Source organism: Proteus sp. fly-1013 (assembly GCF_040140245.1).
Classification (GTDB): domain Bacteria; phylum Pseudomonadota; class Gammaproteobacteria; order Enterobacterales; family Enterobacteriaceae; genus Proteus; species Proteus mirabilis_B.
Genome location: NZ_JBEEWD010000013.1, coordinates 25,187 through 49,591, shown reverse-complemented (window position 1 = coordinate 49,591; position 24,405 = coordinate 25,187). Strand labels below are relative to the sequence as shown.

The 24,405-nt window shown below is 39.4% G+C and carries 21 protein-coding genes and 4 tRNA genes; 20 read left to right on the top strand and 5 right to left on the bottom strand.

The window, feature by feature from the left end:
- Nucleotides 1-200: 200 nt before the first annotated feature.
- The 17 genes from wecA (at nt 201) to ABN236_RS18450 (ending at nt 14,992) form a co-directional block, all read left to right on the top strand.
- On the top strand, nt 201-1,289 hold the full coding sequence (wecA, locus tag ABN236_RS18530; RefSeq protein WP_088494039.1) for a UDP-N-acetylglucosamine--undecaprenyl-phosphate N-acetylglucosaminephosphotransferase: 1,089 nt from the start codon (nt 201-203) through the stop codon (nt 1,287-1,289).
- A 24-nt stretch (nt 1,290-1,313) separates the two neighbouring features.
- The gene (gene wzzE, locus ABN236_RS18525; RefSeq protein ID WP_102949429.1) at nt 1,314-2,372 is read left to right on the top strand and encodes an ECA polysaccharide chain length modulation protein; all 1,059 of its coding nucleotides are present in this window, start codon (nt 1,314-1,316) and stop codon (nt 2,370-2,372) included.
- Between the two features lie 129 nt (nt 2,373-2,501).
- On the top strand, nt 2,502-3,632 hold the full coding sequence (wecB, locus tag ABN236_RS18520) for a non-hydrolyzing UDP-N-acetylglucosamine 2-epimerase (protein WP_069369918.1): 1,131 nt from the start codon (nt 2,502-2,504) through the stop codon (nt 3,630-3,632).
- Entirely contained in the window at nt 3,629-4,891 is a 1,263-nt protein-coding gene (gene wecC / locus ABN236_RS18515) for a UDP-N-acetyl-D-mannosamine dehydrogenase (protein WP_098941404.1), read from the top strand. Before wecB ends, wecC begins: the two co-directional genes overlap by 4 nt.
- On the top strand, nt 4,888-5,955 hold the full coding sequence (rffG, locus tag ABN236_RS18510; protein ID WP_098944023.1) for a dTDP-glucose 4,6-dehydratase: 1,068 nt from the start codon (nt 4,888-4,890) through the stop codon (nt 5,953-5,955). Before wecC ends, rffG begins: the two co-directional genes overlap by 4 nt.
- A gap of 21 nt (nt 5,956-5,976) precedes the next feature.
- Nucleotides 5,977-6,858 carry a glucose-1-phosphate thymidylyltransferase RfbA gene (rfbA, locus tag ABN236_RS18505; protein ID WP_075674228.1) on the top strand — a complete coding sequence of 294 codons (882 nt, stop codon included), beginning with the start codon at nt 5,977-5,979 and terminating at the stop codon, nt 6,856-6,858.
- Nucleotides 6,836-7,549: a dTDP-4-amino-4,6-dideoxy-D-galactose acyltransferase gene (gene rffC, locus ABN236_RS18500; protein WP_349474641.1), complete on the top strand. Its 714-nt coding sequence runs from the start codon at nt 6,836-6,838 to the stop codon at nt 7,547-7,549. Before rfbA ends, rffC begins: the two co-directional genes overlap by 23 nt.
- 1 nt (nt 7,550) lies before the next feature.
- Nucleotides 7,551-8,681, top strand: coding sequence for a dTDP-4-amino-4,6-dideoxygalactose transaminase (gene rffA / locus ABN236_RS18495; protein WP_088494034.1), 1,131 nt, complete (start codon nt 7,551-7,553; stop codon nt 8,679-8,681).
- Between the two features lie 2 nt (nt 8,682-8,683).
- On the top strand, nt 8,684-9,940 hold the full coding sequence (gene wzxE, locus ABN236_RS18490; RefSeq protein WP_088494033.1) for a lipid III flippase WzxE: 1,257 nt from the start codon (nt 8,684-8,686) through the stop codon (nt 9,938-9,940).
- On the top strand, nt 9,937-11,022 hold the full coding sequence (locus ABN236_RS18485) for a TDP-N-acetylfucosamine:lipid II N-acetylfucosaminyltransferase (protein ID WP_088494032.1): 1,086 nt from the start codon (nt 9,937-9,939) through the stop codon (nt 11,020-11,022). Before wzxE ends, ABN236_RS18485 begins: the two co-directional genes overlap by 4 nt.
- Nucleotides 11,019-12,386 carry an ECA oligosaccharide polymerase gene (wzyE, locus tag ABN236_RS18480; RefSeq protein ID WP_102949428.1) on the top strand — a complete coding sequence of 456 codons (1,368 nt, stop codon included), beginning with the start codon at nt 11,019-11,021 and terminating at the stop codon, nt 12,384-12,386. Before ABN236_RS18485 ends, wzyE begins: the two co-directional genes overlap by 4 nt.
- A complete protein-coding gene (wecG, locus tag ABN236_RS18475; protein WP_088494031.1) occupies nt 12,386-13,123 on the top strand; it encodes a lipopolysaccharide N-acetylmannosaminouronosyltransferase in 738 nt (245 codons plus the stop codon). The genes wzyE and wecG overlap by 1 nt, the downstream gene beginning before the upstream one ends.
- 227 nt (nt 13,124-13,350) lie before the next feature.
- Nucleotides 13,351-13,427 (top strand) — tRNA-Arg (locus ABN236_RS18470).
- Nucleotides 13,428-13,491: 64 nt separating this feature from the next.
- Nucleotides 13,492-13,567: transfer RNA gene (locus tag ABN236_RS18465), tRNA-His, on the top strand.
- 22 nt (nt 13,568-13,589) lie between these two features.
- A tRNA-Leu gene (locus ABN236_RS18460) sits at nt 13,590-13,676 on the top strand.
- 28 nt (nt 13,677-13,704) lie between these two features.
- Nucleotides 13,705-13,781, top strand: a tRNA-Pro gene (locus ABN236_RS18455).
- An 893-nt stretch (nt 13,782-14,674) separates the two neighbouring features.
- Nucleotides 14,675-14,992 (top strand): hypothetical protein, encoded by a 318-nt coding sequence (locus ABN236_RS18450; RefSeq protein WP_088494030.1) that lies wholly within the window; start codon nt 14,675-14,677, stop codon nt 14,990-14,992.
- Between the two features lie 85 nt (nt 14,993-15,077).
- Here the strand turns inward: ABN236_RS18450 and hemY are convergent, their stop codons facing one another.
- Genes hemY through hemC form a run of 4 tightly spaced genes read right to left on the bottom strand, consistent with a single transcriptional unit; the run spans nt 15,078 to nt 19,264 of the window.
- Entirely contained in the window at nt 15,078-16,298 is a 1,221-nt protein-coding gene (gene hemY / locus ABN236_RS18445; RefSeq protein ID WP_088494029.1) for a protoheme IX biogenesis protein HemY, read from the bottom strand.
- A 4-nt stretch (nt 16,299-16,302) separates the two neighbouring features.
- On the bottom strand, nt 16,303-17,568 hold the full coding sequence (hemX, locus tag ABN236_RS18440) for a uroporphyrinogen-III C-methyltransferase (protein WP_349474639.1): 1,266 nt from the start codon (nt 17,566-17,568) through the stop codon (nt 16,303-16,305).
- Nucleotides 17,569-17,588: 20 nt separating this feature from the next.
- Nucleotides 17,589-18,326, bottom strand: coding sequence for a uroporphyrinogen-III synthase (hemD, locus tag ABN236_RS18435; RefSeq protein WP_088494027.1), 738 nt, complete (start codon nt 18,324-18,326; stop codon nt 17,589-17,591).
- On the bottom strand, nt 18,323-19,264 hold the full coding sequence (gene hemC / locus ABN236_RS18430) for a hydroxymethylbilane synthase (protein WP_088494026.1): 942 nt from the start codon (nt 19,262-19,264) through the stop codon (nt 18,323-18,325). The genes hemD and hemC overlap by 4 nt, the downstream gene beginning before the upstream one ends.
- A gap of 998 nt (nt 19,265-20,262) precedes the next feature.
- Here hemC and ABN236_RS18425 point away from each other — a divergent pair.
- Entirely contained in the window at nt 20,263-22,857 is a 2,595-nt protein-coding gene (locus ABN236_RS18425; protein WP_349474638.1) for a class I adenylate cyclase, read from the top strand.
- Between the two features lie 94 nt (nt 22,858-22,951).
- Here ABN236_RS18425 and cyaY read toward each other — a convergent pair whose 3' ends face one another.
- On the bottom strand, nt 22,952-23,269 hold the full coding sequence (gene cyaY, locus ABN236_RS18420) for an iron donor protein CyaY (RefSeq protein WP_349474637.1): 318 nt from the start codon (nt 23,267-23,269) through the stop codon (nt 22,952-22,954).
- Nucleotides 23,270-23,348: 79 nt separating this feature from the next.
- Between cyaY and lptM the strand changes: the two genes are divergently transcribed.
- Nucleotides 23,349-23,516, top strand: a complete 168-nt coding sequence (gene lptM, locus ABN236_RS18415; protein WP_071788576.1) for an LPS translocon maturation chaperone LptM — start codon at nt 23,349-23,351, stop codon at nt 23,514-23,516.
- A 41-nt stretch (nt 23,517-23,557) separates the two neighbouring features.
- Nucleotides 23,558-24,382, top strand: a complete 825-nt coding sequence (gene dapF / locus ABN236_RS18410; protein WP_088494023.1) for a diaminopimelate epimerase — start codon at nt 23,558-23,560, stop codon at nt 24,380-24,382.
- Nucleotides 24,383-24,405: the final 23 nt, after the last annotated feature.

The following is a 24,405-nucleotide window of genomic DNA, read 5'->3' as shown; positions in this document are numbered from 1 at the left end:
GCGAGATGTTGGTATATATATTGCATGTTTTAGTAATTGATAAAAATAGCGATGGCATCAATAAAAATAGTTAAGGAAAACTTATAATTGATGAAGGGTGGTGGGTTTTGAATAAACTCGTCGTGGTGAAGCTGGAAAAAAGAATAAAAACACATGGAAGCGTAAAATAACCAGCTATATTTATTATAGAGAACAGTACTGTGGATATACTAAAAATGAGCACAAGCGTTTTTTATGTGTTCTTATTTTCTTTCGCATTTTTATTCTTGGCTCGTAAAATTGCAAAGAAAATTGGACTCGTGGATAAACCGAATTATCGTAAGAAACATCATGGATTGATCCCTTTAGTTGGGGGAATATCAGTCTATTTTGGTATTGTTTTCGCATTTTATATTTCAGATATTTATATTCCTCATAAGGAATTGTATCTGGCATGTGCGGGGCTTCTTGTTTTTATCGGCGCATTAGATGATCGCTTCGATATTAGTGTCAAAATTAGAGCAACAATCCAAGCTTTTGTTGGGATCGTGATGATGGTGGGGGCGGGGTTAAAACTCGATACTCTGGGTCATGCTTTTGGTCCTTGGGAAATGCATTTAGGGCCTTTCGGCTATATTGTTACACTTTTCGCTGTTTGGGCAGCAATCAATGCCTTTAATATGGTTGATGGTATTGATGGGTTATTAGGTGGTCTTTCTTGTGTCTCTTTTGGCGCGCTTGGTATTTTATTATATCAAAGTGGTAATTCAGCTCTCGCATTCTGGTGCTTCTCATTTATCGCGGCAATTTTACCTTATATCCTTTTAAATTTAGGGGTCTGCGGTAAAAAGTTCAAAGTCTTTATGGGTGATGCGGGAAGTACACTGATTGGATTTACTATTATTTGGCTATTGGTCGCATCAACACAAACTCAGCCTCGTCCTGTTAAAGCAGTAACTGCATTATGGATAATTGCTATTCCTCTTATGGATATGGTGGCAATTATGTACCGTCGTTTACGTAAAGGGATGAGCCCTTTCTCTCCAGACCGTCAACATATTCACCATTTGATCATGCGTGCAGGTTTTACTTCTCGCCAAGCCTTTATTTTAATCACTGCGGCCGCAGCGTTATTAGCAGCGATTGGTATTATCGGTCAAAACCTATCATTTGTCCCTGAATGGTTTATGTTGGCATTATTCTTGCTTGCATTTGTTATGTATGGTTATTGCATTAAACGCGCGTGGCGAGTCGCTCGTTTTATTAAACGACATAAGCGTCGCTTACGTAGAGCAACACAACAGCATTAATATAAGCAGAGGTTTTTTAACGTGATGAACTCGGAAAATAACGCCTCCCGACAGGGTGAACAGCCAGATAATGAACTCGATATTCGAGGTCTTTTTTGTGCACTTTGGTCAGGCAAAAGCTGGATTATAGGGTTCGCTCTGCTTTTTGCAGTGATTGCACTCGGTGCATCTTATTTGATGCAGCCTAAATGGAGTGCAATCGCAATGACAGAGAAACCAACGATTAATAACTTAGGCAGTTATTATTCGCAATCTCAGTTCTTGCGCAATCTTGATACACAGATTAATCCAGCAGCACAAACCTCAGCTTTAACTATTTCAGATGAAGCTTATCAAGAGTTTATTACTCAAATCGCAGCGTTTGATACACGCCGTGAGTTTTGGTTGCAAACGGATTATTTCAAGCAGCGCAAAGAGAGTGATGAACAGGCTAATGCTGCGTTATTGGATGAGTTAATTAACAATATTCAATTTACGCCTGCTGATGAGAAAAAATTAGTTAATGATCAACTGAAACTCATCGCGGAAACATCAAAAGAAGCGAGCCAATTATTAAATGAGTATATTGCTTTTGCTAATAAAAGAGCATCTACCCATCTTAATGATGAAGTGATAACAGCTTGGGCAACTAGAACTCAATCAATGAAAGCGCTAGTTAAACGTCAAGAAATGGCGGCTCAATCTGCGTATCAACGCCAAATTAACTTATTAGAGCAATCAATCAAAGTGGCTGAGAAACAAGGTATTTCTCAAAAACAAACATCGATTGCGATTGATGAGTTACCAGATTCTAAACTGTTTCTGTTAGGTGTTCCTCTGTTGCAATCACAGCTAGAAACTTTAGTCGCAACAGGTGCTGATTTTGATAGTGATTACGATCAAAATACGGCAATGTTAGCGACCCTTGCTGTGGGCGCAAAATTACAAGATAACTTCCAAACTTACCGTTTTCTACGTACCCCTGAAGATCCTGTGAAACGTGATAGTCCTCGCCGTGCCTTTATGATGGTACTTTGGGGCGCTATTGGTGTTTTAGCGGGTGCAGGTGTTGCATTAGTAAGACGCAGTTCATTAAAAAAATAATAATAATTAAATTTTGTCATTGATGACAATAACGAGACATCAGGTGTTTCGGCACCTGATGTACTGAGTATAAGGGCATATTGCTTTCCCAAAAATAAGCGATATAACAATGAAAAAAAGAGAGCCACTGTGAAAGTGTTGACTGTTTTTGGCACACGCCCTGAAGCGATAAAAATGGCACCTTTAGTGCACGCTTTAGCAAATGATGATTCGTTTGAAGCGAAGGTATGTGTTACGGCCCAACATCGAGAAATGCTTGATCAGGTATTAAATCTTTTTGAGATCAAACCAGATTACGATCTCAATATTATGAAACCAGGACAAGATTTAACGGATATTACCTGTCGTATTTTAGAAGGGTTAAAACCGGTATTAGCGTCATTTCAACCTGATGTTGTTTTGGTACATGGTGATACAACAACGACCATGGCAGCAAGTTTAGCCGCATTTTATCAACGAATTCCTGTTGGTCATGTGGAAGCTGGGTTACGTACTGGCAACCTTTATTCCCCTTGGCCTGAAGAGGCAAACCGTACTATTGCAGGGCATCTTGCAATGTATCATTTCGCACCAACAGAAACTGCAAAATTAAATTTGGTACGAGAAGCGGTTGCGGATAAAAATATTTTTGTCACAGGAAATACAGTAATTGATGCGTTGTTTTGGGTAAGTGACAGAGTGATGGGCAATCAAACACTCTTAAATGAGCTTGCTGTAAACTATCCATTTATTCAACCTGACAAGAAAATGATCTTGGTAACAGGACATCGTCGAGAAAGTTTTGGTGGTGGTTTTGAACGTATCTGCCAAGCTTTAGCCGAAATTGCATTAGCACATCCAGATGTAGAAGTTGTCTATCCTGTTCACTTAAATCCGAATGTGAGTGAACCAGTTCAACGTATCCTTCATGGTATTGATAATATTAAGTTAATACAGCCACAAGATTATCTCCCATTCGTTTATTTAATGAATCATGCTTACCTTATTTTGACCGATTCTGGAGGAATTCAAGAAGAAGCTCCTTCATTAGGTAAGCCAGTTCTTGTAATGCGAGACACAACGGAGCGCCCAGAAGCTGTTGAAGCGGGCTCTGTTCGCTTAGTGGGAACAGATACTAAACGTATTGTTAGCGAAGTAACCTCTTTATTGACAGACGAAAACGCGTATCACCAAATGAGTAAGGCGACAAACCCTTATGGTGATGGTCATGCCTGCCAACGTATTCTTGAAGCATTGAAAAAAAATCAGGTGACATTATGAGTTTTGAAACTATTTCTGTTATCGGCCTCGGCTACATTGGTTTACCTACTGCGGCAGCTTTTGCCTCTCGTAAAAAAAGCGTCATCGGCGTTGATGTTAATCAACATGCCGTTGATACGATTAATAAAGGTCAAATTCACATTGTTGAGCCTGATCTTGATAAAGTCGTTAAACAAGCGGTTGAAGAGGGCCATTTAAAAGCCTATACCACGCCACAGCCAGCAGATGCTTACCTTATTGCTGTACCTACACCATTTAAAGGTGAGCATGAGCCTGATTTGGCTTATGTTGAAGCAGCCGCACGCTCTATCGCACCTGTATTGAAAAAAGGTGATCTTATTATTCTAGAATCAACCTCACCAGTTGGCTCTACTGAAAAAATGGCTGAGTGGTTAGCGGAAGCTCGTCCAGACTTAACCTTCCCTCATCAACAAGGTGAAGATGCTGATATCGATGTGGCTTACTGCCCTGAGCGTGTATTACCGGGTCAAGTGATGATTGAACTTATCCGCAATGACCGTGTTGTGGGTGGTATGAATCGTAAATCATCAGAGCGTGCAAGCGAGTTATACAAAATTTTCCTTGAAGGTGAATGTGTTATCACTAATGCACGTACCGCGGAAATGTGTAAGCTGACTGAAAATAGCTTCCGTGATGTTAATATTGCGTTTGCGAATGAATTATCACTGATCTGTGCTGACCAAGATATTAATGTGTGGGAGCTAATTAGCTTGGCGAATCGCCATCCTCGCGTCAATATTTTACAGCCAGGCCCAGGTGTTGGTGGCCATTGTATCGCTGTTGACCCTTGGTTTATCGTGTCACAAAATCCAAAACAATCTCGTTTAATTCACACTGCGCGTTTGGTCAATGATGGCAAACCAGTGTGGGTTATCGATCAAGTTAAAGCCGCTGTTGCTGATTGTCTTACTGAAACAGGTAAACGCGCAAACGAAATTAAGATTGCCTGCTTTGGTTTAGCCTTTAAGCCTAATATCGATGACTTACGTGAAAGCCCAGCAATGAATATCACTAAACAAGTCGCTGACTGGCACAGTGGTACGACATTCGCAGTTGAACCTAATATTCATGAGTTACCAACAAAACTGAAAGGGATCACAGAATTAGTATCAACAGAACAAGCATTGAAAGACGCGGATATTGTCTTAATGTTAGTTGATCACCAACAGTTTAAAGCGATCCCTGGTAGTAAAGTCACTCAAAAATGGATTGTAGATACTAAAGGAGTATGGCGTTGAAACGCATTCTAGTTACAGGTGGAGCCGGTTTTATCGGCTCTGCTGTTGTTCGACATATTATTGATAACACCAATGACAGCGTTGTTGTGGTGGATAAACTGACTTATGCCGGTAATTTAGAGTCATTAGCAACTGTTGCTGACAGTGAACGCTATGCCTTTGAGCAAGTCGATATCTGTGATAGAGCTGAGCTTGATCGCTTATTTGCTCAATATCAGCCCGATGTTGTTATGCACTTAGCGGCAGAAAGCCATGTTGACCGTTCTATCGATGGTCCTGCTGCATTTATTGAAACCAATATTGTGGGTACTTACACCTTATTGGAAGCGGCTCGTCACTTTTGGCAAGTTCTACCTGAAGAGAAGAAAACAGCATTTCGTTTCCACCATATCTCAACAGATGAAGTGTATGGCGATTTAGAAGGTACAGATGATTTCTTTACTGAAACTACGCCTTATGCACCAAGTAGCCCATATTCTGCCTCTAAAGCTTCAAGCGACCATTTAGTTCGTGCTTGGTTGCGTACTTACGGTTTACCAACTGTGATCACGAACTGCTCGAATAACTACGGCCCTTACCACTTTCCTGAAAAATTAATCCCATTAATTATCTTAAATGCGATTTCAGGAAAACCATTACCTGTTTATGGTAAAGGTGAACAGATCCGTGATTGGCTCTATGTTGAAGATCATGCTCGTGCTCTCTATTTAGTCGCAACAACAGCTACACCGGGTAAAACTTACAATATTGGTGGACACAATGAGCGCCGCAATATTGATGTTGTTAAAACGATTTGTGCGCTGTTAGAAGAGTTATATCCAGCAAAACCAGAAGGTGTTGCTCAGTATGTCGATCTCATCACTTATGTGAAAGATAGACCAGGTCATGATCTGCGCTATGCGATTGATGCAGCTAAAATTGAAGCTGAATTAGGCTGGAAACCAGAAGAGACATTTGAGTCTGGTATTCGTAAAACGGTTTTGTGGTATTTAAATAACGAAACTTGGTGGAAACGAGTATTAGATGGCTCTTATGCAGGTGAACGTCTAGGGCTTGGGAACTGATTAAGTAAAAAAGGATAAATGATGAAAGGTATTATTTTAGCGGGTGGTTCGGGTACACGACTGCATCCGATAACCAAAGGGGTATCGAAGCAGTTATTGCCTATCTATGATAAACCCATGATCTATTATCCGCTTTCAGTTCTGATGCTTGCTGGTATTCGAGATATTTTGATCATTACAACACCAGATGACATGACCTCATTTCAGCGCTTGCTGGGTGATGGTTCTGCGTTTGGTGTTCATCTTCAATATAAAATTCAGCCATCTCCTGATGGCTTAGCCCAAGCCTTTATTTTGGGTGAGGAATTTATTGGTGATGATCATTGCTGTTTAGTTTTAGGCGATAATATCTATTTTGGTCAAGGATTTAGTCCAAAACTGAAACAAGTTGCACAACGTGAACGCGGTGCAACAGTCTTTGGTTATCAAGTTATGGACCCTGAACGATTTGGTGTTGTTGAATTTGACGATGATTTTAAAGTGTTATCGATTGAAGAAAAGCCAGAACAACCTAAATCTAATTGGGCTGTCACGGGGCTGTATTTCTACGATAACCGAGTGGTTGATTTTGCCAAACGAGTTAAACCTTCGATTCGTGGTGAATTAGAAATTACGTCGATTAATCAGATGTATCTTGAATGTGGTGAGCTTAACGTTGAACTACTGGGGCGTGGTTTTGCGTGGTTAGATACCGGAACTCACGATAGTTTAATTGAAGCCAGTACCTTTGTTCAAACTGTTGAAAAACGTCAAGGATTTAAAGTGGCGTGCCTTGAAGAGATTGCTTGGCGTAATGGTTGGCTCAGTGATGACCAAGTAAGAGAAAGCGCAAAATCACTGTCTAAAACAGGCTATGGTCGCTATCTATTGGATTTATTACATGTCCGTCCTCGCCAATATTAATTATCTTGGGTGGGAAAGCGAGTATTTCTCCCTCAAAACAGGGCGTCTTGAGTTTGATACACAAGCGCCCGCATTAACAGACGAACAGCTTGACACTTTTGCTGTGGTTCAAGCTAAAGTCGCATCTCATGAGCTTTCTCTCATCGATAAACTCAGCCAATTAGGTTTTCAATTTGCGGAAGGTGAAATTGATTTTAAACTTTCAATTGGCACAGAAAATGCTTGTAAGAAAACGACTGAATATTGTTTTAGAAAAGCCAATGAAGATGATATCGATTTATTGATGGCAACGGCTTCAGAGGTTTTTGTACAAAGTCGTTTTAGAACACCTTGGTATCAAGAAGGTGATAGCAGTCGTTTTTATGCGTTATGGGTTAAAAAAGCGGTGTTAGGCACATTCGATGATATCTGTTTACTGACTTATGATGCTGAAAATAATGTAAGTGGTTTTGTCACTTTACGCCGTCTATCTGAAAGTGAAGCAAGAGTGGGATTACTAGCGGTAATGCCCAACAGAATAGGACAAGGCATTGGTAAACAACTGATGTCGGCCGCGAAGCTTTGGTGTCAACAACAAGGTATTTCCACCTTATATGTTGCAACACAGATCAGCAATATTGCTGCTTCGCGTTTATACACACACAGTGGGGGCTTAATAGAGAGCACCACTTATTGGTTATACAGGGGATAATATGATTCCGTTTAATAAACCACCGGTTGTCGGCACAGAATTAGAATATATGAAACAAGCTATGGAAAGTGGCAAGCTCTGTGGTGATGGCAATTTCACAAAGAAATGTGAAAAGTGGTTAGAAGAACAATTTCATTGTCATAAAACGCTGTTAACACCATCTTGTACAGCATCGCTTGAAATGGCTGCTATCTTATTAGATATCAAGCCTGGCGATGAAGTCATTATGCCAAGTTTTACCTTTGTTTCGACCTCTAATGCGTTTGTATTACGTGGCGCAACGATTGTTTTTGTTGATATTCGTCCAGATACTATGAATATTGATGAAACAAAAATTGAAGCGGCTATTACAGAGAAAACTCGCGCTATTGTTCCCGTTCATTATGCAGGTGTTGCGTGTGAAATGGACACGATTATGGCGATTGCGAAAAAACATAATCTGTTTGTTATCGAAGATGCCGCACAAGGTGTCATGTCAACTTACAAGGGTAAGGCTCTTGGCACGATTGGTCATATTGGTTGCTATAGCTTCCATGAAACTAAAAACTACTCATCAGGCGGTGAGGGTGGTGCAACGTTAATTAACGATCCTGATTTAATCAATCGCGCGGAAGTTATCCGTGAAAAAGGTACCAATCGTAGTCAATTTTTCCGTGGTCAGGTAGATAAATATACTTGGCGTGATATTGGTTCTAGCTACTTAATGTCAGACTTACAAGCGGCTTATTTATGGGCTCAACTTGAAGAAGCTGAAAAAATTAATGAGCGCCGTTTAGCATTTTGGCAGATTTACTATGATGCATTGACTCCATTAGCGGAAAAAGGCTTATTGGCGCTTCCAATCGTTCCTGAAGGTTTAGAACACAATGCGCATATGTTCTATATCAAACTGAAAGATATCGAGCAACGTACCGCGTTTAATGACTACATGAAAGAACATGGCGTTTTAACAGTATTCCACTATGTGTCATTACATACCAGCCCAGCAGGAATGAAGTTTGGTCGCTTTGATGGTGAAGATATTTTCACAACGCAAGAAAGTGAGCGTTTAGTGCGTTTACCTATGTTCTACAACATGACAGAAGAAGAGCAACAAACTGTTATTGGCCATATTCGCGACTTCTTTGCTTAATTATGTCGTTAGCCAAAGCATCAGTTTGGACAGCCGGATCAACCCTGATAAAAATCGGGGCTGGTCTGCTTGTCGTCAAGTTACTTGCAGTCTCTTTTGGGCCAACAGGTGTTGGGTTAGCAGGTAACTTTCGTCAATTAATTACCGTACTAGGTGTCTTATCTGGTGCGGGTATTTTTAATGGTGTGACGAAATTAATCGCACAATATCAAGATGATGATATTCAACGCAAAAAAGTGTTGGGTACTTCATCATCCATGATTTTGCTGTTTTCCACACTATTAGCTATTTTATTTCTTCTTTTTTCTGCTCCCATTAGCCAAGTGTTATTTGGTGATGATTATCATCAATATCAGGATATTGTAAGAGCCGTTGCTTTTATTCAAATGGGGATAGCATATAGCAACTATTTTCTTGCCATCTTAAAAGGTTATCGTGATGCGGCAGGTAATGCCTTATCAGTGATTGCCGGTAGCATTATTGGTGTTATTGCTTATTATTTGTGCTATTTATTTGCGGGTTATCACGGTGCATTAATTGGACTTGCATTAGTACCTGCACTTATTTTATTTCCTGCTACATTTTTAGTAGCAAGGCGTAAACGCTTCGCTTTAAGCGAACTAAAACCTCATTGGGATAAGGCGATAGCCAGTCATCTTGGTAAGTTTACCATTATGGCGATACTAACATCGATTACATTACCCGTTGCTTATATCATGATGCGTAACTTACTTGCTGAGCACTATAGCTGGGAAGATGTAGGGATTTGGCAAGGAGTGACCAGTATTTCAGATGCTTATTTGCAATTTATTACCGCATCTTTTTCTGTTTATTTATTGCCAACACTCTCTCGATTAACGCAAAAGAGTGATATTACCAAAGAGATCGTTAAGTCACTGAAGTTTGTATTACCTGCAGTAGCTGCTGCGAGTTTTATGGTGTGGTTATTACGTGATTTTGCGATTTGGTTACTGTTTTCAGATAAATTTGTCGCTATGCGTGATTTATTTGCATGGCAACTTGTTGGTGATGTTTTAAAAGTAGGCGCTTATGTCTTTGGTTATTTGGTCATCGCAAAAGCGGCACTACGTTTTTATATCCTTACAGAAGTAAGCCAGTTTGCCTTATTAACGCTATTTTCGCGTTGGCTTATTCCTGAGCATGGTGCACTAGGTGCCGCTCAAGCCTATATGGCAACATATATTATTTACTTCCTTCTCTGTAGTTCTGTTTTCGTGATTTATTGCAGGCGCAAATGACAACTTTGATTTACGTACTAGGTTCAGACATTGTGCATCATAACAACACAATGTTACGGTTTTTTAACGACCACCTCGTGACTGAGGCGGGGTTAACGTATAAACCTCGTTTTATCGTTGCCAGTAAAAATACTTCACTGCAAGAAAGCTACCCAGCTTTAGATATTGAGTGTTTAGCTGATAAAAAGCAGGTTGCACAGAGAGTGGTTACATTGGCAAAAGCCGATACTCACCAACGATTCCTTTTTTTAGGTCAGTTTAATGCGCCTATTTGGCTGGCATTATTGACTGGAAAGATTAAACGTCATCAATTTTGGTGGCATATCTGGGGTGCTGATTTATATCAGGATTCTAAACAGCTAAAATTTAGACTTTTCTATCTTCTTCGTAAACTTGCTCAAAAGCGTGTAGGGCGAGTATTTGGTACACGAGGTGATCTAAATTACTTCGCACAATTTAACGTTAATATTCCAGCCAGTTTGCTCTATTTTCCAACAAGAATGGACCCTGCACTTACAGTGACAGAGAAAGCGCCCATTGATGAACAACAACTGACTATTATTGTTGGGAATTCAGGAGATAGATCGAATCGCCATATTGAAGCTTTACAGGCAATTGCTGAGCAATACGGGACGCGTGCAAAAGTGATTATTCCAATGGGATATCCTGAAAATAATCACGTTTATATTGATGAAGTTACCCAAGCGGCTAATCAGTTACTTCCCTATAATCAGGTTGAAATATTACGTGACAAATTGGCATTTGACGATTATCTCGCGTTATTGAAAACATGCGATTTAGGTTATTTTATTTTCCATCGTCAACAAGGTATCGGCACGCTTTGTCTGCTTATTCAATTTGCTATCCCTTTTGTTATTAGTCGTCAAAATCCATTTTGGCAGGACTTAACTGAGCAAAGCGTTCCTGTTTTTTTCTCAGGGGACAAATTAGATGTTGCGCTGATTGAAGAGGCTAAGCGTCAATTGCTGATGCTTGATCGCCAAAATATTGCCTTCTTTGCGCCTAACTTCACGGATGGTTGGAAAGAGTTAATTGAGATGAGTACAGGAGAGCCGCAATGACATTGGCGGAACTGGGTGGCCTAGCACTTGTTTACTTTATCTCTTTAAGTTTTATTTTATTGCTGACTTATCAAGAGTTTCGTCGAGTTCGCTTTAATTTTAATGTTTTTTTCTCAATGCTCTATCTGCTGACTTTTTATTTTGGTTTCCCACTGACTTGTATGTTGGTATTCCAATTTGATGTCGCAGTTGTACCCGTTGATTCGTTATTATACGCGCTATTAGCCTCTACCAGCTTCTATGCTATTTATTATGTAACTTATAAGGTAAGACTGAGAAAATCGGTTGACGGCCCTTCTAGGTCGCTATTTACGATGAATAGAGTAGAAACCAACCTTACTTGGATTTTATTGGCATTAATTGCGTTTGTAACGGTGGGAATTTTCTTTCTGCAAAATGGCTTTTTACTCTTTAAGCTCAAAACGTATAGCCAAATTTTTTCAAGCCAAGTGTCAGGTGTTGCGCTTAAGCGCTTTTTCTATTTCTTTATCCCAGCAATGCTGGTGGTTTATTTCTTAAAACCCACTCAACAACGCTGGATTTTCTTCCTTTGTGCAACAGTGGGTTTTGGGATCTTAACTTATATTATCGTGGGTGGAACCCGCGCTAATATCATTATCGCTTTTGCGCTGTTTTTGTTTATTGGTATTGTTCGAGGCTGGATAACCTTGTGGATGCTGGTTGCCGCTGGAGTGATGAGTATTGTTGGAATGTTCTGGTTGGCATTAAAACGCTATGGCCTTGATGTGAGCGGTGCCGAGGCATTCTATACTTTCTTGTACCTCACTCGTGATACGTTTTCTCCTTGGGAAAACCTAGCTTTGTTACTTAATAATTATGACAAGATTGAGTTCCAAGGACTTGCACCGATAATTCGTGATTTTTATGTCTTTATTCCTTCTTGGGTATGGCCAGAACGCCCAGATGTAGTGCTGAATTCAGCAAACTATTTCACATGGGAAGTACTTAATTACCATGCAGGTCTTGCCATTTCACCAACCTTAATTGGCTCTCTGGTTGTAATGGGGGGCGTAGCCTTCATCCCATTGGGCGCGATTGTTGTAGGGCTGATTATTAAGTGGTTTGATTGGCTATATCAACAAGGGCTCAATGAAAGCAATCGTTATAAATCAGCTATTTTGCAAGCTTTCTGCTTTGGGGCTATTTTTAATATGATTGTTTTGGCACGAGAAGGTGTTGATTCTTTCGTTTCTCGTGTTGTGTTTTTCTGTTTGATTTTTGGTTTATGTTTGGTGGTTGCCAAACTGCTTTATTGGTTATTTGAAAGCGCGGGATTAGTGCGTAATTACGTGACTCGTCAAATACAAAGTGAACCTCGTTGTTTAGAGAAAAAGGAAAAGTAATGGGACCCAATTCAATTCCGAAGTATTCAATCCGTGGACATAATATCTGGGGATTTCGCGATATGGCTCATTTTCTGGATTATCTCTATGAAGGAGCACAAATAAAAAGTGGCTCTCTGATTGCCATTAATGCAGAAAAAATTCTTACAGCAGAAACAGACTCAGCACTTAATGAGCTACTCAACGAAGCAGATTATCTTTATGCAGACGGTATTAGCGTTGTGCGGGGTATTCGTCGTAAATACCCTGATGCAAATGTTTCTCGTATTGCAGGTGCTGATTTATGGGAAGCGTTAATGGAAAGAGCGGGCAAAGAGGGAACACCAGTTTTTCTTGTCGGTGGTAAACCTGAAATTCTTTCTCAAACCGAAGATAAGCTTAAAGCACAGTGGAATGTAAATATTGTAGGTAGTCAGAACGGTTACTTTACACCACAAGATAGAGAGGCGTTATTTGAGCGTATAAAGGCCTCTGGTGCGAAGATAGTGACTATTGCGATGGGATCACCTAAGCAAGAGTTGTTTATTCGTGCATGTCGTGAAATTTACCCTGATGCTTTATACATGGGCGTTGGTGGAACTTATGACGTGTTTACAGGCCATGTGAAAAGAGCACCGAAAGCATGGCAAAATCTTGGGTTAGAGTGGTTATATCGTTTGTTATCACAACCAAGCCGAATTAAGCGTCAATTTAAGCTGTTAAAATTCGTTGGGTATTATTATTCCAATAAATTGTAATAGGGATCGTGTCTTTTTTTGTTAGATGTGACTGATTAAATAATTTATTCCTGCTTTTATCTAGCTTCTTGATTGTTTGATTATTATACTAATGGGGCGTTTAGCGTGTTAAAACGCTCCATTTATCGACGAAATGCACAAACTATCGTCAAACAAACTTTTTTTTTCAAAAAGCACTAGACAGACAGAGCGTAAATCCGTACTATCCTTTCCCGCAACGGCGTGAAGCGCCCGTAGCTCAGCTGGATAGAGCGCTGCCCTCCGGAGGCAGAGGTCTCAGGTTCGAATCCTGTCGGGCGCGCCATTAAAGCGTGCTAAGAGTTACGGTGAAGAACGTTGTTGTAAGAAGTAATAAGATAGCTGTTATGGTGGCTATAGCTCAGTTGGTAGAGCCCTGGATTGTGATTCCAGTTGTCGTGGGTTCGAGTCCCATTAGCCACCCCATCTTATCTTAGTTATTGTTTATGCGAGGGTGGCGGAATTGGTAGACGCGCTAGCTTCAGGTGTTAGTGTTCTAACGGACGTGGGGGTTCAAGTCCCCCCCTTCGCACCAATAAACAAGATAAGAGCAGTGATACAGACGGCGAGTAGCGCAGCCTGGTAGCGCAACTGGTTTGGGACCAGTGGGTCGGAGGTTCGAATCCTCTCTCGCCGACCAATAAGAAAAAGCCTCGATTATGTCGAGGCTTTTTCGTATCTACGATTTGCCTTTTTAAAAACCGCAACACCATTTCTACTTCTATAATCGTTACTCTTTTCATATTTTTTTATTTTTGATTATGTGTTCCAGATAAGAAAGCCAAAATGATGTTTTTAACAAGAATGTCATCCTTGTCACTTAAGGGTTATTAATAATTTAATTTATTGCCGAATTTTAATCTTCATAAAAAGATAGGTAAAATACATAAAATAATTAGTTATAATTATATGAAATATAAGCCTTTTATTTTATCTGTCGGTAAATACCAACACTTGCTATTTTTAATGTCTCCAATAAGAGACATTTAATGCATTGATTTTAAATGACTAAATAGTTATTGTGTTTTTCTTGTCGTGAAAAAGAGACGTATATCAGACCCTATATTTTCTTTTCTATTTAGCAATAGCATGGTGAAAGCGTAGGTCATAGCTTTTTTATCATTGAAAATGAGTGAAGCCGGAAAGGAAAACCAAAATTCAATAAGTTACCTTATGCTTGTTAGAGAAAGGGGATATTTTTAATAAAAAATGGAAAATTGGCATGCTTAATGCAATATCTATCTTGTAGATGCTCATTCCACTCCTTATGACAGCGTATGGCTTCATAAACCTAGGAATGATGCAGAGCCGATTATTCGGTGCCTACGTCCACGTTAACGATGAACATCATTCATCATCAACAGGACGAAACGTTGAGTGAGGCACCATCCGTCTGTAGACCTGATTGTATATTTATGCGCCTGTATAGTTTTATACAGGCGTTTTTTTATATATCAACCACACATCCATTTTGTATTCATCACATTATCACGCTATTATCCAGCGCAAGGGTAGATTGGAGATAGCATCATTATGATAAATAAACAAAAAGCATATCTTGCACAAGAAAAACTCTTTCTTATAGAGAAGTTTGGCCCATTATTATTCTTTTTGATCCCTCTTATCATGCTCATTATTGGTGGTAAATCATGGGCTAAATATGTGGCTTTTCTTTGTCAGGGGATCGCACTGATTTATATTGTTGTGTTTTATCAGGCGAGAAAACATTACCTGTCATTTAAGCAAGAAAATGAGAAGGGAATACCTACTCGCTTTTATCGTATTGCTTGGGTGTATGTATTTTTGACTTTATGTGTAGAAGTGGTGTTGTTATTTCAACATGGCTTTTAAATCAAATAAAAAAACCCTCAATAATAAAGAGGGTTTTTAAATCAGTTGATCAAACAATTTATGATCATATTTTTATCGAATGAGCTTACTTACTTTTTTTAGGCTCTTCAAAAATGACAGAGTCTTTTTTCAGTGTCATTAATAAAGCATCTTTACGCACTTTCGCCGACTCTTCAGATTTTTTCTGTTTATCTAATGCATCAGCAAGCCATGCAAAGTCATGAACATCAGGACGCTGTTTTAACGCATTACGGAAAGCCTCTTCAGCTTGAGCCCATTGCCCTTGTTGCATTGCAATCTGACCTAATGTGCTATTGAGTAATGGCGTTGGCCCATGTTGTTTAATTAATGAATTGAGCACTTTCAAAATAACATTGGCATCTGTATTTTTTAAACGAGGTAATAGTAAGATCAATCGTTCATCATACTGACGTTTAACGCCGTCTAAGATGATCGTTTGAGCAGTATCTGGATCGTTACACTCAATAAGGTGTTCTGCTAAAACGACACGCAATGCATTATCGTGATGAACTTTACGCGGCTGCGCTTTCCACCAATTTTTCAGTCCATCGCAGCCATTTTCGGACATTTTCTGTCCCATAATACCGATATAGGCTTTTTGGCGTAATTGCGCTAGTTCATCATCCGTATGTAATGCAATTTTTTGCATAGAAGGAATGATATCAAGCAATGCTTGCCAAGCTGCTGTTCGTATATAAGCGACTTCTGCAAGACGTAATACTTCTGGATGGCGTGGTGCTTGATTTAATAATTCATCAACCCCAGTACGCGCTGCGTGATTTTCGTTTTGCGCTAATAAAATACGCACTCGTGTGATATCAACAGGAAGCTGATTGGTATCGGCAAGCTCGGCTGCACGTTCAAGGTGTTGCTGAACTCTGAACTCATCACCACGTTGTTGTGCGGCTTCTGCGGCTAATAGGTAGTTTACAACAGGTTGTTCTGCATAATCCGCATTACGGCTCATCAGTTTTTCAACTTCTTTAAAATCACCTTCCGCTAATTTCATTAATGCCATGCTGGTTTGTTTGCGTGCACGATTACGTTTACGGAAAGAAAACCAACTATATGCTTTTGAGCCTGTACCAATAAAACGGCGATAACTCCAACCAATGAGTAACAGTGCTAATTGCAGTAAAACAAACATAATGACAAGGCTGGTCACACTGGTTTCAATATCCCAATCATCAGTTTGTATAAGCACATAACCTTGATGGCCTGCTAAGAGTGGGCCAAAAATGATGCCAGCAATAAGCACCACAAAAAGGAGCAGTATTTTTAACATAAGCTTATTCTCCTTGTTGTGTCACTGGTGTATCAGTCGTTGCGTTATCAGCTGCGGCATCTTGTACGCTTTCTGATGCACTATCAGCCTCTACAGGTTGAGCATCTTGGGCTTCAACAGCTTGCGCTTCAGCCACTTGTGGTTCTGCATACTCATTTTGTGCCAGTAGATTGCGGATTTGCTTTTCTACGCGTTTTTCTAGCAGTGTCGGGCTCTTCAATTCTGACGGCATTGCAAGCGTAATAGGTTGCTTCTCTAATTCAGATACCGTATCTAAAAATGCGGTTGTACTTGGATCAGAGGTATCAAAATAAGCTCGTACCCAAGTGGATACCGCTTCCAGAGATTGCTGATAAGTTTCAGTTTGGTGACGAGGTACGGCTTGAGATGCAATTAATAAACGTGAACGGATATTCTCACGTAAATAGACATCTTGGTTAGGTGCTAATAAAGGAACGGCTGCGGTATCACGACGGCGAATGGTAATAAAATCATCCATAAAGCTTTTCCAGCTCTTACTTAGATTTTGTTTCCAATCAGAAAGTGAACCTGAAATGGTTTCGTCGTTTTTATCCATTGGTGAGCCGTTACGCTCCAAACCCGCTAAACGGAGATTATCAATCTGATTCGCTAACTGGTTTAATTGTAAGATGATGCCATCATTATCAATTTTGGTGAGCGCGGCTAAACTGCTGATATCTTCATTAATAGCACGACGGATCTCAAGTAAACTCGGATCGTTCATTTCTGCTAAGCTACTGTCGGCACCTTTCAGTAGACTTACAGCGGTCACAACATCTTGATCATTCCATAACTTACGACCAGCCATTTTCACCATAAAATCGGCTTGAGCTAATAACCAGCTTTTGACGTCTGCACTGGAAATAGCGGCAAATCGTGTTTGTAGATCTTGAATTTGACGCTCTGTTGTTTGGCGCTCGTTTTGTAATTTATCGATAGTCTGTTTTTGTGAGTTAAACATGCTATCAATATTGTCAAAGCGTTGTTGATAAGTATTTTGAAGTTGTTGTAATTGGGCAAGCTCAGATTTGAGTGATTGATTTTCTACACTCAGCTTTGAAGCTTGTTGATTGGTGTAATAATAAAGGCTACCACCGATTGCCAAAATAACAAGGATAGCAACAGCACTTCCAATTAGACCTGAGCGCTTGTTATTAACAGGTTTGACTTCCTGATAGCGGACATTCTCATCAGCTTTAGCTGCATCTTTTGGCAAGTCATTATCATTCGTATTTTTCTGTTCCGTCATATCGGCGTCTCATTTAGGTTCTATATTAATGCATGAAATAAAGCATCATTATTGGCACTTTCAGCAACGGTGACGGTTTCCCACCCTAATGTTTTTGCTATTGTTGCTAATCGTTCACTGACCACAAGTAAATGGCAGTTTAACAGCCATGCTTTTTTAGATTCAGCGACCAGATCAAAGAGTTGTTGTAACATTTCACCGCTAGTGACAACAAGCGTATCAACCTGTGCTTTTTCCCATTGAAGCGCAAAGTCTTCAGGGGAATAATTAATAAATAGGCGTTGGTAACATTCGCATTCATCAACGATCGCGCCTCGTTGACTCAATGTTGTTGCGAGTAAGTCACGACCACCGTTACCTCTAAGCAGTAATATTCGTTTGTTTTTCACCTGATTAAGTGCAGGAAGTTCAAGAAGATCTTCACTGGTTTCTCCTTGCTCAGGGTAGCAAATTGGAAGACTGCTTAAATGTTGGAAATCTTTCGCTGTGCTTTGACCTATTCCATAATAGGATAGCGTATCTGGCCATGATTGTTGTAATTGATTTAGCTGCCAGTTTGCGTATGACACCGCATTTTTGGAAAGTAAAAATACACAATCACCCGCCCTTAATTCTTTTAGTTTAGCATCTAATAAAGGGAGTTCACGACCTGCGGTGATCTCGATTAAAGGTGCTTGAAAGGCTGTTTTCCCTGCATCTATTAAGCGCTGAGTTAATGCCTCTCCTGCTGGATTGGGGCGAGTGACTAAAATACTCATGCAGGTGTGTTGCCTTGATACACGGCGGTTAAAATAGCTCGCGCACCTTTATCTAAAAGCTCTTCAGCCAATGAGATCCCCGCAGTTTCGGCATCTTCTGGAGTCACTAAACGTTCGCCACGTAAAATAGTTTCGCCATCAGGAGAACCGACTAAAGCACGTAACCAAATTTTGTCTTCTTGCCAAATGGCATAACTTCCAATAGGAACTTGGCAACCGCCTTCAAGACGAGTATTCATTGCACGTTCTGCTTTAACGCAAATTGCGGTGCGAGTGTGATTGAGCGCATCTAATAGCTGGCGAGTTTCATTGTCATCTAAGCGGCACTCAATTCCAACAGCCCCTTGTCCAACCGCGGGTAAGGATTGCTCAGCAGATAATGGTGTGCGAATGCGTTCGTTAAGACCTAGGCGCTTTAAGCCAGCAACGGCAAGAATAATGGCATCGTAATCGCCATTATCTAATTTTCCTAAGCGAGTACCTACATTACCCCGTAAATCACGAATAATTAGGTCTGGACGCTGTGCTTTTAATTGGCATTGGCGGCGTAAACTGGATGTACCTACAATGCTACCTGCTGGCAGTTCTTCTAAAGAATCATAATGATTAGAGACAAAAGCATCACGAGGATCTTCGCGTTCACAAATAGTAACTAACCCTAAACCTTCTGGGAAATCAATAGGAACATCTTTCATTGAGTGAACGGCAATATCTGCACGTGATTCAAGTAGAGCAAGTTCTAACTCTTTTACGAATAGCCCTTTGCCACCTACTTTAGCTAAAGGTGTATCTAGAATGATGTCACCTTTAGTGACCATCGGTACTAATTCGACGACTAAACCTGGATGAGTAAGTTGTAGTTGTTCTTTCACATAAAGTGCCTGCCACATAGCAAGGGGGCTTTGGCGGGTAGCAATACGGATGGTACTTTTTGACATAATAGTATTATCTCTTCCGAGCGATTAGCGGTATTTTTGTTTAGAAATAAGGCATTGTTTTAACACTTTAAGGCTCAATTTTCCAGTTAAGGCGTTTTGTGTCGTGATTACAATGAAAGAAATGATGTCATCATCGAAAAAGAAAAAAAGAAAAAGGAAATAGAAAATAAGTAAATTATTAATGAACGCTATTGAGCTTAGTTATTTTTAGAATTTTATTCTTCTTATATCTATATAAAAAGTGTGGTTATTTACAAAAATAAAACATTAAACCAATTTTATTAACATTTAGTAAGTGGAAGATGATGTAAATATCATATTTAATCTGAACATATTGATAAAACAACCATTATTTTAAATTCTCTTATCTTTCTTATTATTTTTTAATATATAAAAACACGATAAATTTTAACAAAATTATTATTAAATAAAAGAAGGAGAAATAATTAAAATAAAGAAAAGAATTTATTTTTGAACTAAATAAATAATTAATAAAAATTAAATATTATTTTAAATATTATTATCGAAATATTAAAAATAGAATTCTTATTTCTATCTGAAATATAAAAAATAATCAAAAAATATAAATAACCTAATATTATCAATCGGTTGCTGTTGTTTTTTGCTTTTTTATCTATTTTTTATGTTTTGTCAAAATTTATTTTCAGTTTCATCATCAAGTAAACAGGGGTTTTTGTGAGGTAAAGGGAGGATTGAGAGATTTTTTTTATCATTTTTTTCATGAGTAAAATGGCGTATCTTTATGATTATAAAGATATTTATTTGATGGCTTTACACGATTAAGCGCTTAAATATCACTTTTAGATCTTGGTGCTATATTTTGAGTTCCTCTTTACGCCTTGAGCTCAAGGTGTTAAATTGATCACGTTTCCAAGATTTTGTTAGTAAAGTTTTATCTATTAATATTACCTAACTCAACCTCGGTCACTTATAAACTCAGATTCTACTATCTTCTTAGTATTGTTCAGGCGAAACTCTTGTATCTTTATATTGAAACACTGAAGCAACGGCTGGATGCGATTAATCAACTCAGACTGGAACGAGCATTTGCATCGATGTGTGATGTTTTTAAACAGGTCTATGGTTTAATTCCTGTTTTATTGCATTACCACCATCCTGAGTTGCCCGGCTACATACAAGGAAATGTTCCTCACGGTACATGTTTCTTTGAACCTGATGACATGCAACGTCAATGGGCGAATAAGCTGGTTAACGCATTATGTGATGAGCCAATGAATGGATACGCCAATGGAGAGCTGCCAATTACTGGCATCTATTCAATGGGGAGTACTTCTTCTATTGGTCAAAGTCACTGCTCTGATATTGATATTTGGGTCTGCCATCAATCATGGCTGGATCAAGATGAACGTGCACTTTTACAACGCAAATGCCAATTGATTGAACAATGGGCTGGCGAACTTGGTATTGATGTTACGTTTTTCTTAATTGATGAAAATAGATTTCGTCATCATGCAAGCGGCAGCTTAGGTGGAGAAGATTGTGGCTCTACCCAACATATTCTTTTACTTGACGAGTTTTATCGTACAGCAGTACGCCTCGCAGGCAAGCGCTTGCTATGGGCAATGGTGCCTATTGAAGAAGAGCATCATTATGACGAATATGTTAACTCCCTTTATGCTCAAGGTGTATTAACGCCAAATGAGTGGCTAGATCTAGGGGGATTAGGTGAACTTTCTGCTGAGGAGTACTTTGGCGCAAGTTTATGGCAACTCTATAAAAGTGTCGATTCACCTTATAAAGCGGTACTAAAAAGTATTTTATTAGAAGCCTATTCAGCGGACTACCCTAATGGGAAATTGCTGGCATTAGAAATGAAACAACATCTACACCGCGGCGAAATCGTCAATTACGGTTTAGATGCTTATTGTATGATGCTTGAGCGTGTCACTCGCTATTTGGTTTCTATCAATGATTTAACTCGCCTTGATCTTATCCGTCGCTGTTTCTACCTGAAAGTGTGTGAAAAATTATCTAATGAAAAAACACAAAATGAACCTGAAGGTTGGAGACGACAAGTCTTATCGCAACTAGTCACTCAATGGCAATGGGATAATGAGCGCTTAACGATACTCGATACACGTGATAGTTGGAAAATCGAGCGAGTGCGCGATGCACACAATGAATTATTAGATACGATGATGCAAAGTTATCGTAATCTTATCCGTTTTGCGCGTCGTAATAACTTAAGTGTTAGTGCAAGCCCGCAAGATATTGGTGTCTTAACTCGCAAACTTTATGCTGCGTTTGAGGCATTACCAGGTAAAGTCACACTGGTTAATCCACAGATATCACCTGATTTATCAGAATCAAATTTAACCTTTATCTATGTACCACAAGGCCGAGCAAATCGTAGCGGATGGTATTTATATAATCGTGCCCCTGATTTTGAAAATATCGTTGGGCATCAACCATTAGAATATAACCGCTATTTAAATAAATTAGTGGCATGGTCTTACTTTAATGGGTTGTTAACGAAAGAGTCTCGAGTTTATATTCATCAAGGAGAATCCTCTTGTGATGAAATTAAACTGCATGAATTAGTTAGGGATATGTCGAGCCATTTCCCAATTCGTTTACCTGCACCAACCCCGAAAGCACTGTATAGCCCTTGTGAAATTCGACATCTCGCAATTATTGTCAATTTAGAAACTGATCCAACAGAGAGTTTTTCTGATCAAGTGGTTCACTTTGATTTTAGAAAACTAGATGTCTTTAGTTTCGGTGAAAAAGAGCAGTGTCTTATTGGTAGCATTGATTTGTTGTATCGTAACTCTTGGAATGAGGTTAGAACCCTTCATTTCAGTGGCACGCAATCTATGTTGGAATCGCTAAAAACGATTTTAGGTAAAATGCACCAAGATGCAGCTCCACCTGCTTCTGTTGAAGTATTTTGTTATAGCCAACATTTGCGCGGTTTAATTCGTACTCGTGTTCAGCAGTTAGTCTCAGAATGTATTGAATTACGTTTATCCACAAATCGTTTGGAACCGGGCCGTTTTAAAGCTTTACGCATTGCTGGGCAAACGTGGGGATTGTTCTTTGAACGCCTCAATGTGTCGGTACAAAAATTAGAAAATGCGATCGAATTTTATGGTGCAATTTCATATAACAAACTTCATGGGTTGCCGGTAAAATTAGATAAAGATGCCCGCTATTTACCTGCGGTGATCGATGGTTTTGCTTGCGAAGGGATTATTCAATTCTTCTTTGAAACCACAGAAGATAATAATGTCTTTAATATCTATATCTTAGATGAAGCAAATCGCGTTGAAATTTATTCCCACTGTGAGGGAAGTAAAGAAGAGTTAGTGAAAGATGTTAGCCGTTTCTACTCTTCATCTCATGACCGATTCACATACGGCTCAAGCTTTATTAATTTTAATCTGCCGCAGTTTTATCAAATTGTGAAAGTGGATGGATCAACGCAAGTGTTACCTTTTGCTGGCGGGTCCTTTGGTAAATTATCCGATCTGGGAAGTAAAGAAGCTCAACCTGAGATGAATGTTGTTGCTCACGGGTTTACAGATTATAAAGCAGTGCAACACTCTTAATTGAGTACAAGCCAATTAATACAAATGGGAGCCTTGATAGCTCCCATTATTGTAGTTAACTGTTGTAGTTAACGGTTGTAGCTAACTGCGCTTCTTAGAAAGAAAACACTTCCCCACTTTGTTCTGTTATCGCTTGTGCTAGCATGGTTAAAAATTCACCGCCACTTCTATCACAAATCCATTGTTCATCTTTCCAATCAAAGTGATAGCCACCAGAGCGTGTTGCTAACCAAACTTGATGAAACGCTTCCTGACGATTAATAATAATTTTACTATTATTTTCAAAGGTTAATGTCATTACACCGCCATTGATTTCACAATCAATATCTGCGTCACCTTCATAATTATCAATAGTTTGTTCTATTTCTGACAAGAGTTCGTCAGCTAATTGGTGAAATTCACTGTCGTTCATCTTCATTTCCTATTTGCTTTTCGAGATCTAACTGCGATTATAGAGGATATTAACCAAATAAATGACAGGCAGATTTCGAATGAAAACGTATTTACGTTGCACTCTTGCTATAATAACACTGATTTCTCTTTCTGGTTGTGGCTTGAAAGGCCCTCTTTATTTCCCCCCTGAAGATACTCAGGCAAAAATGACACAGTCATCCCAGCCAACCCAGCAAGTTGAGAGCGCCTCAACTCAGACCAATTAGTCAATCTTAGAAACGGTAATTTCGTTTCAGGCAGGGGCAAGATGCAATTTTCAAAAATGCATGGTCTTGGTAACGACTTTATGGTGGTCGATGCTGTGACTCAAAATGTTTATTTTTCACCAGAATTAATATGTCGATTAGCGGATCGCCATACTGGTGTTGGGTTTGATCAATTATTGGTGGTTGAAGCACCTTATGATCCCGAACTCGACTTCCATTATCGTATTTTTAATGCAGATGGAAGTGAGGTTACGCAGTGTGGTAATGGTGCTCGTTGCTTTGCTCGATTTGTGAGATTAAAAGGTCTTACAAACAAAAGAGAGATAAAAGTCAGTACACAGTCTGGCAGAATGACCTTGCATGTTATGGATAATGACGATGTGTGCGTCAATATGGGTGAACCTGAATTTGAACCTCAAAAAGTCCCTTTCCGTGCACAAAAGGCAGAAAAGACCTATATTATCAGGGCAATGGAGCGCACTGTATTATGCGGAGTGGTTTCAATGGGAAATCCTCATTGCGTTATTCAGGTTGAAGACATTAAAACAGCAGAAGTTGAGTTGTTAGGGCCTGTGTTAGAGCAACACGAACGTTTCCCTGAACGTGCTAATATTGGTTTTATGCAAATCGTAGACAGAAATAATCTTCATTTGCGGGTGTTTGAACGTGGTGCCGGCGAAACGAAGGCCTGTGGTAGCGGGGCTTGTGCAGCAGTCGCAATTGGTATTTCACAAGGTTTATTAGATAAGCGAGTGAAAGTCACCTTACCGGGTGGATCGTTGCTAATTGAATGGAAAGGAGAGGGCAACTCTCTTTATATGACTGGGCCTGCGACACATATTTATGATGGGATCATTCAGCTATAATATTATTTTTTGAGAGGCTATCT

Bases quoted from the DNA above. Each gene is read 5' to 3' on its own strand.
- hemX (WP_349474639.1), bottom strand. From the start codon at position 17,568: ATGACGGAACAGAAAAATACGAATGATAATGACTTGCCAAAAGATGCA.
- wzzE (WP_102949429.1), top strand. From the start codon at position 1,314: ATGAACTCGGAAAATAACGCCTCCCGACAGGGTGAACAGCCAGATAAT.
- wecG (WP_088494031.1), top strand. From the start codon at position 12,386: ATGGGACCCAATTCAATTCCGAAGTATTCAATCCGTGGACATAATATC.
- hemY (WP_088494029.1), bottom strand. From the start codon at position 16,298: ATGTTAAAAATACTGCTCCTTTTTGTGGTGCTTATTGCTGGCATCATT.
- wecC (WP_098941404.1), top strand. From the start codon at position 3,629: ATGAGTTTTGAAACTATTTCTGTTATCGGCCTCGGCTACATTGGTTTA.
- wzyE (WP_102949428.1), top strand. From the start codon at position 11,019: ATGACATTGGCGGAACTGGGTGGCCTAGCACTTGTTTACTTTATCTCT.
- ABN236_RS18450 (WP_088494030.1), top strand. From the start codon at position 14,675: ATGATAAATAAACAAAAAGCATATCTTGCACAAGAAAAACTCTTTCTT.
- cyaY (WP_349474637.1), bottom strand. From the start codon at position 23,269: ATGAACGACAGTGAATTTCACCAATTAGCTGACGAACTCTTGTCAGAA.
- hemD (WP_088494027.1), bottom strand. From the start codon at position 18,326: ATGAGTATTTTAGTCACTCGCCCCAATCCAGCAGGAGAGGCATTAACT.
- wzxE (WP_088494033.1), top strand. From the start codon at position 8,684: ATGTCGTTAGCCAAAGCATCAGTTTGGACAGCCGGATCAACCCTGATA.
- rffC (WP_349474641.1), top strand. From the start codon at position 6,836: ATGTCCGTCCTCGCCAATATTAATTATCTTGGGTGGGAAAGCGAGTAT.
- lptM (WP_071788576.1), top strand. From the start codon at position 23,349: ATGAAAACGTATTTACGTTGCACTCTTGCTATAATAACACTGATTTCT.
- hemC (WP_088494026.1), bottom strand. From the start codon at position 19,264: ATGTCAAAAAGTACCATCCGTATTGCTACCCGCCAAAGCCCCCTTGCT.
- dapF (WP_088494023.1), top strand. From the start codon at position 23,558: ATGCAATTTTCAAAAATGCATGGTCTTGGTAACGACTTTATGGTGGTC.
- rfbA (WP_075674228.1), top strand. From the start codon at position 5,977: ATGAAAGGTATTATTTTAGCGGGTGGTTCGGGTACACGACTGCATCCG.
- rffA (WP_088494034.1), top strand. From the start codon at position 7,551: ATGATTCCGTTTAATAAACCACCGGTTGTCGGCACAGAATTAGAATAT.
- ABN236_RS18485 (WP_088494032.1), top strand. From the start codon at position 9,937: ATGACAACTTTGATTTACGTACTAGGTTCAGACATTGTGCATCATAAC.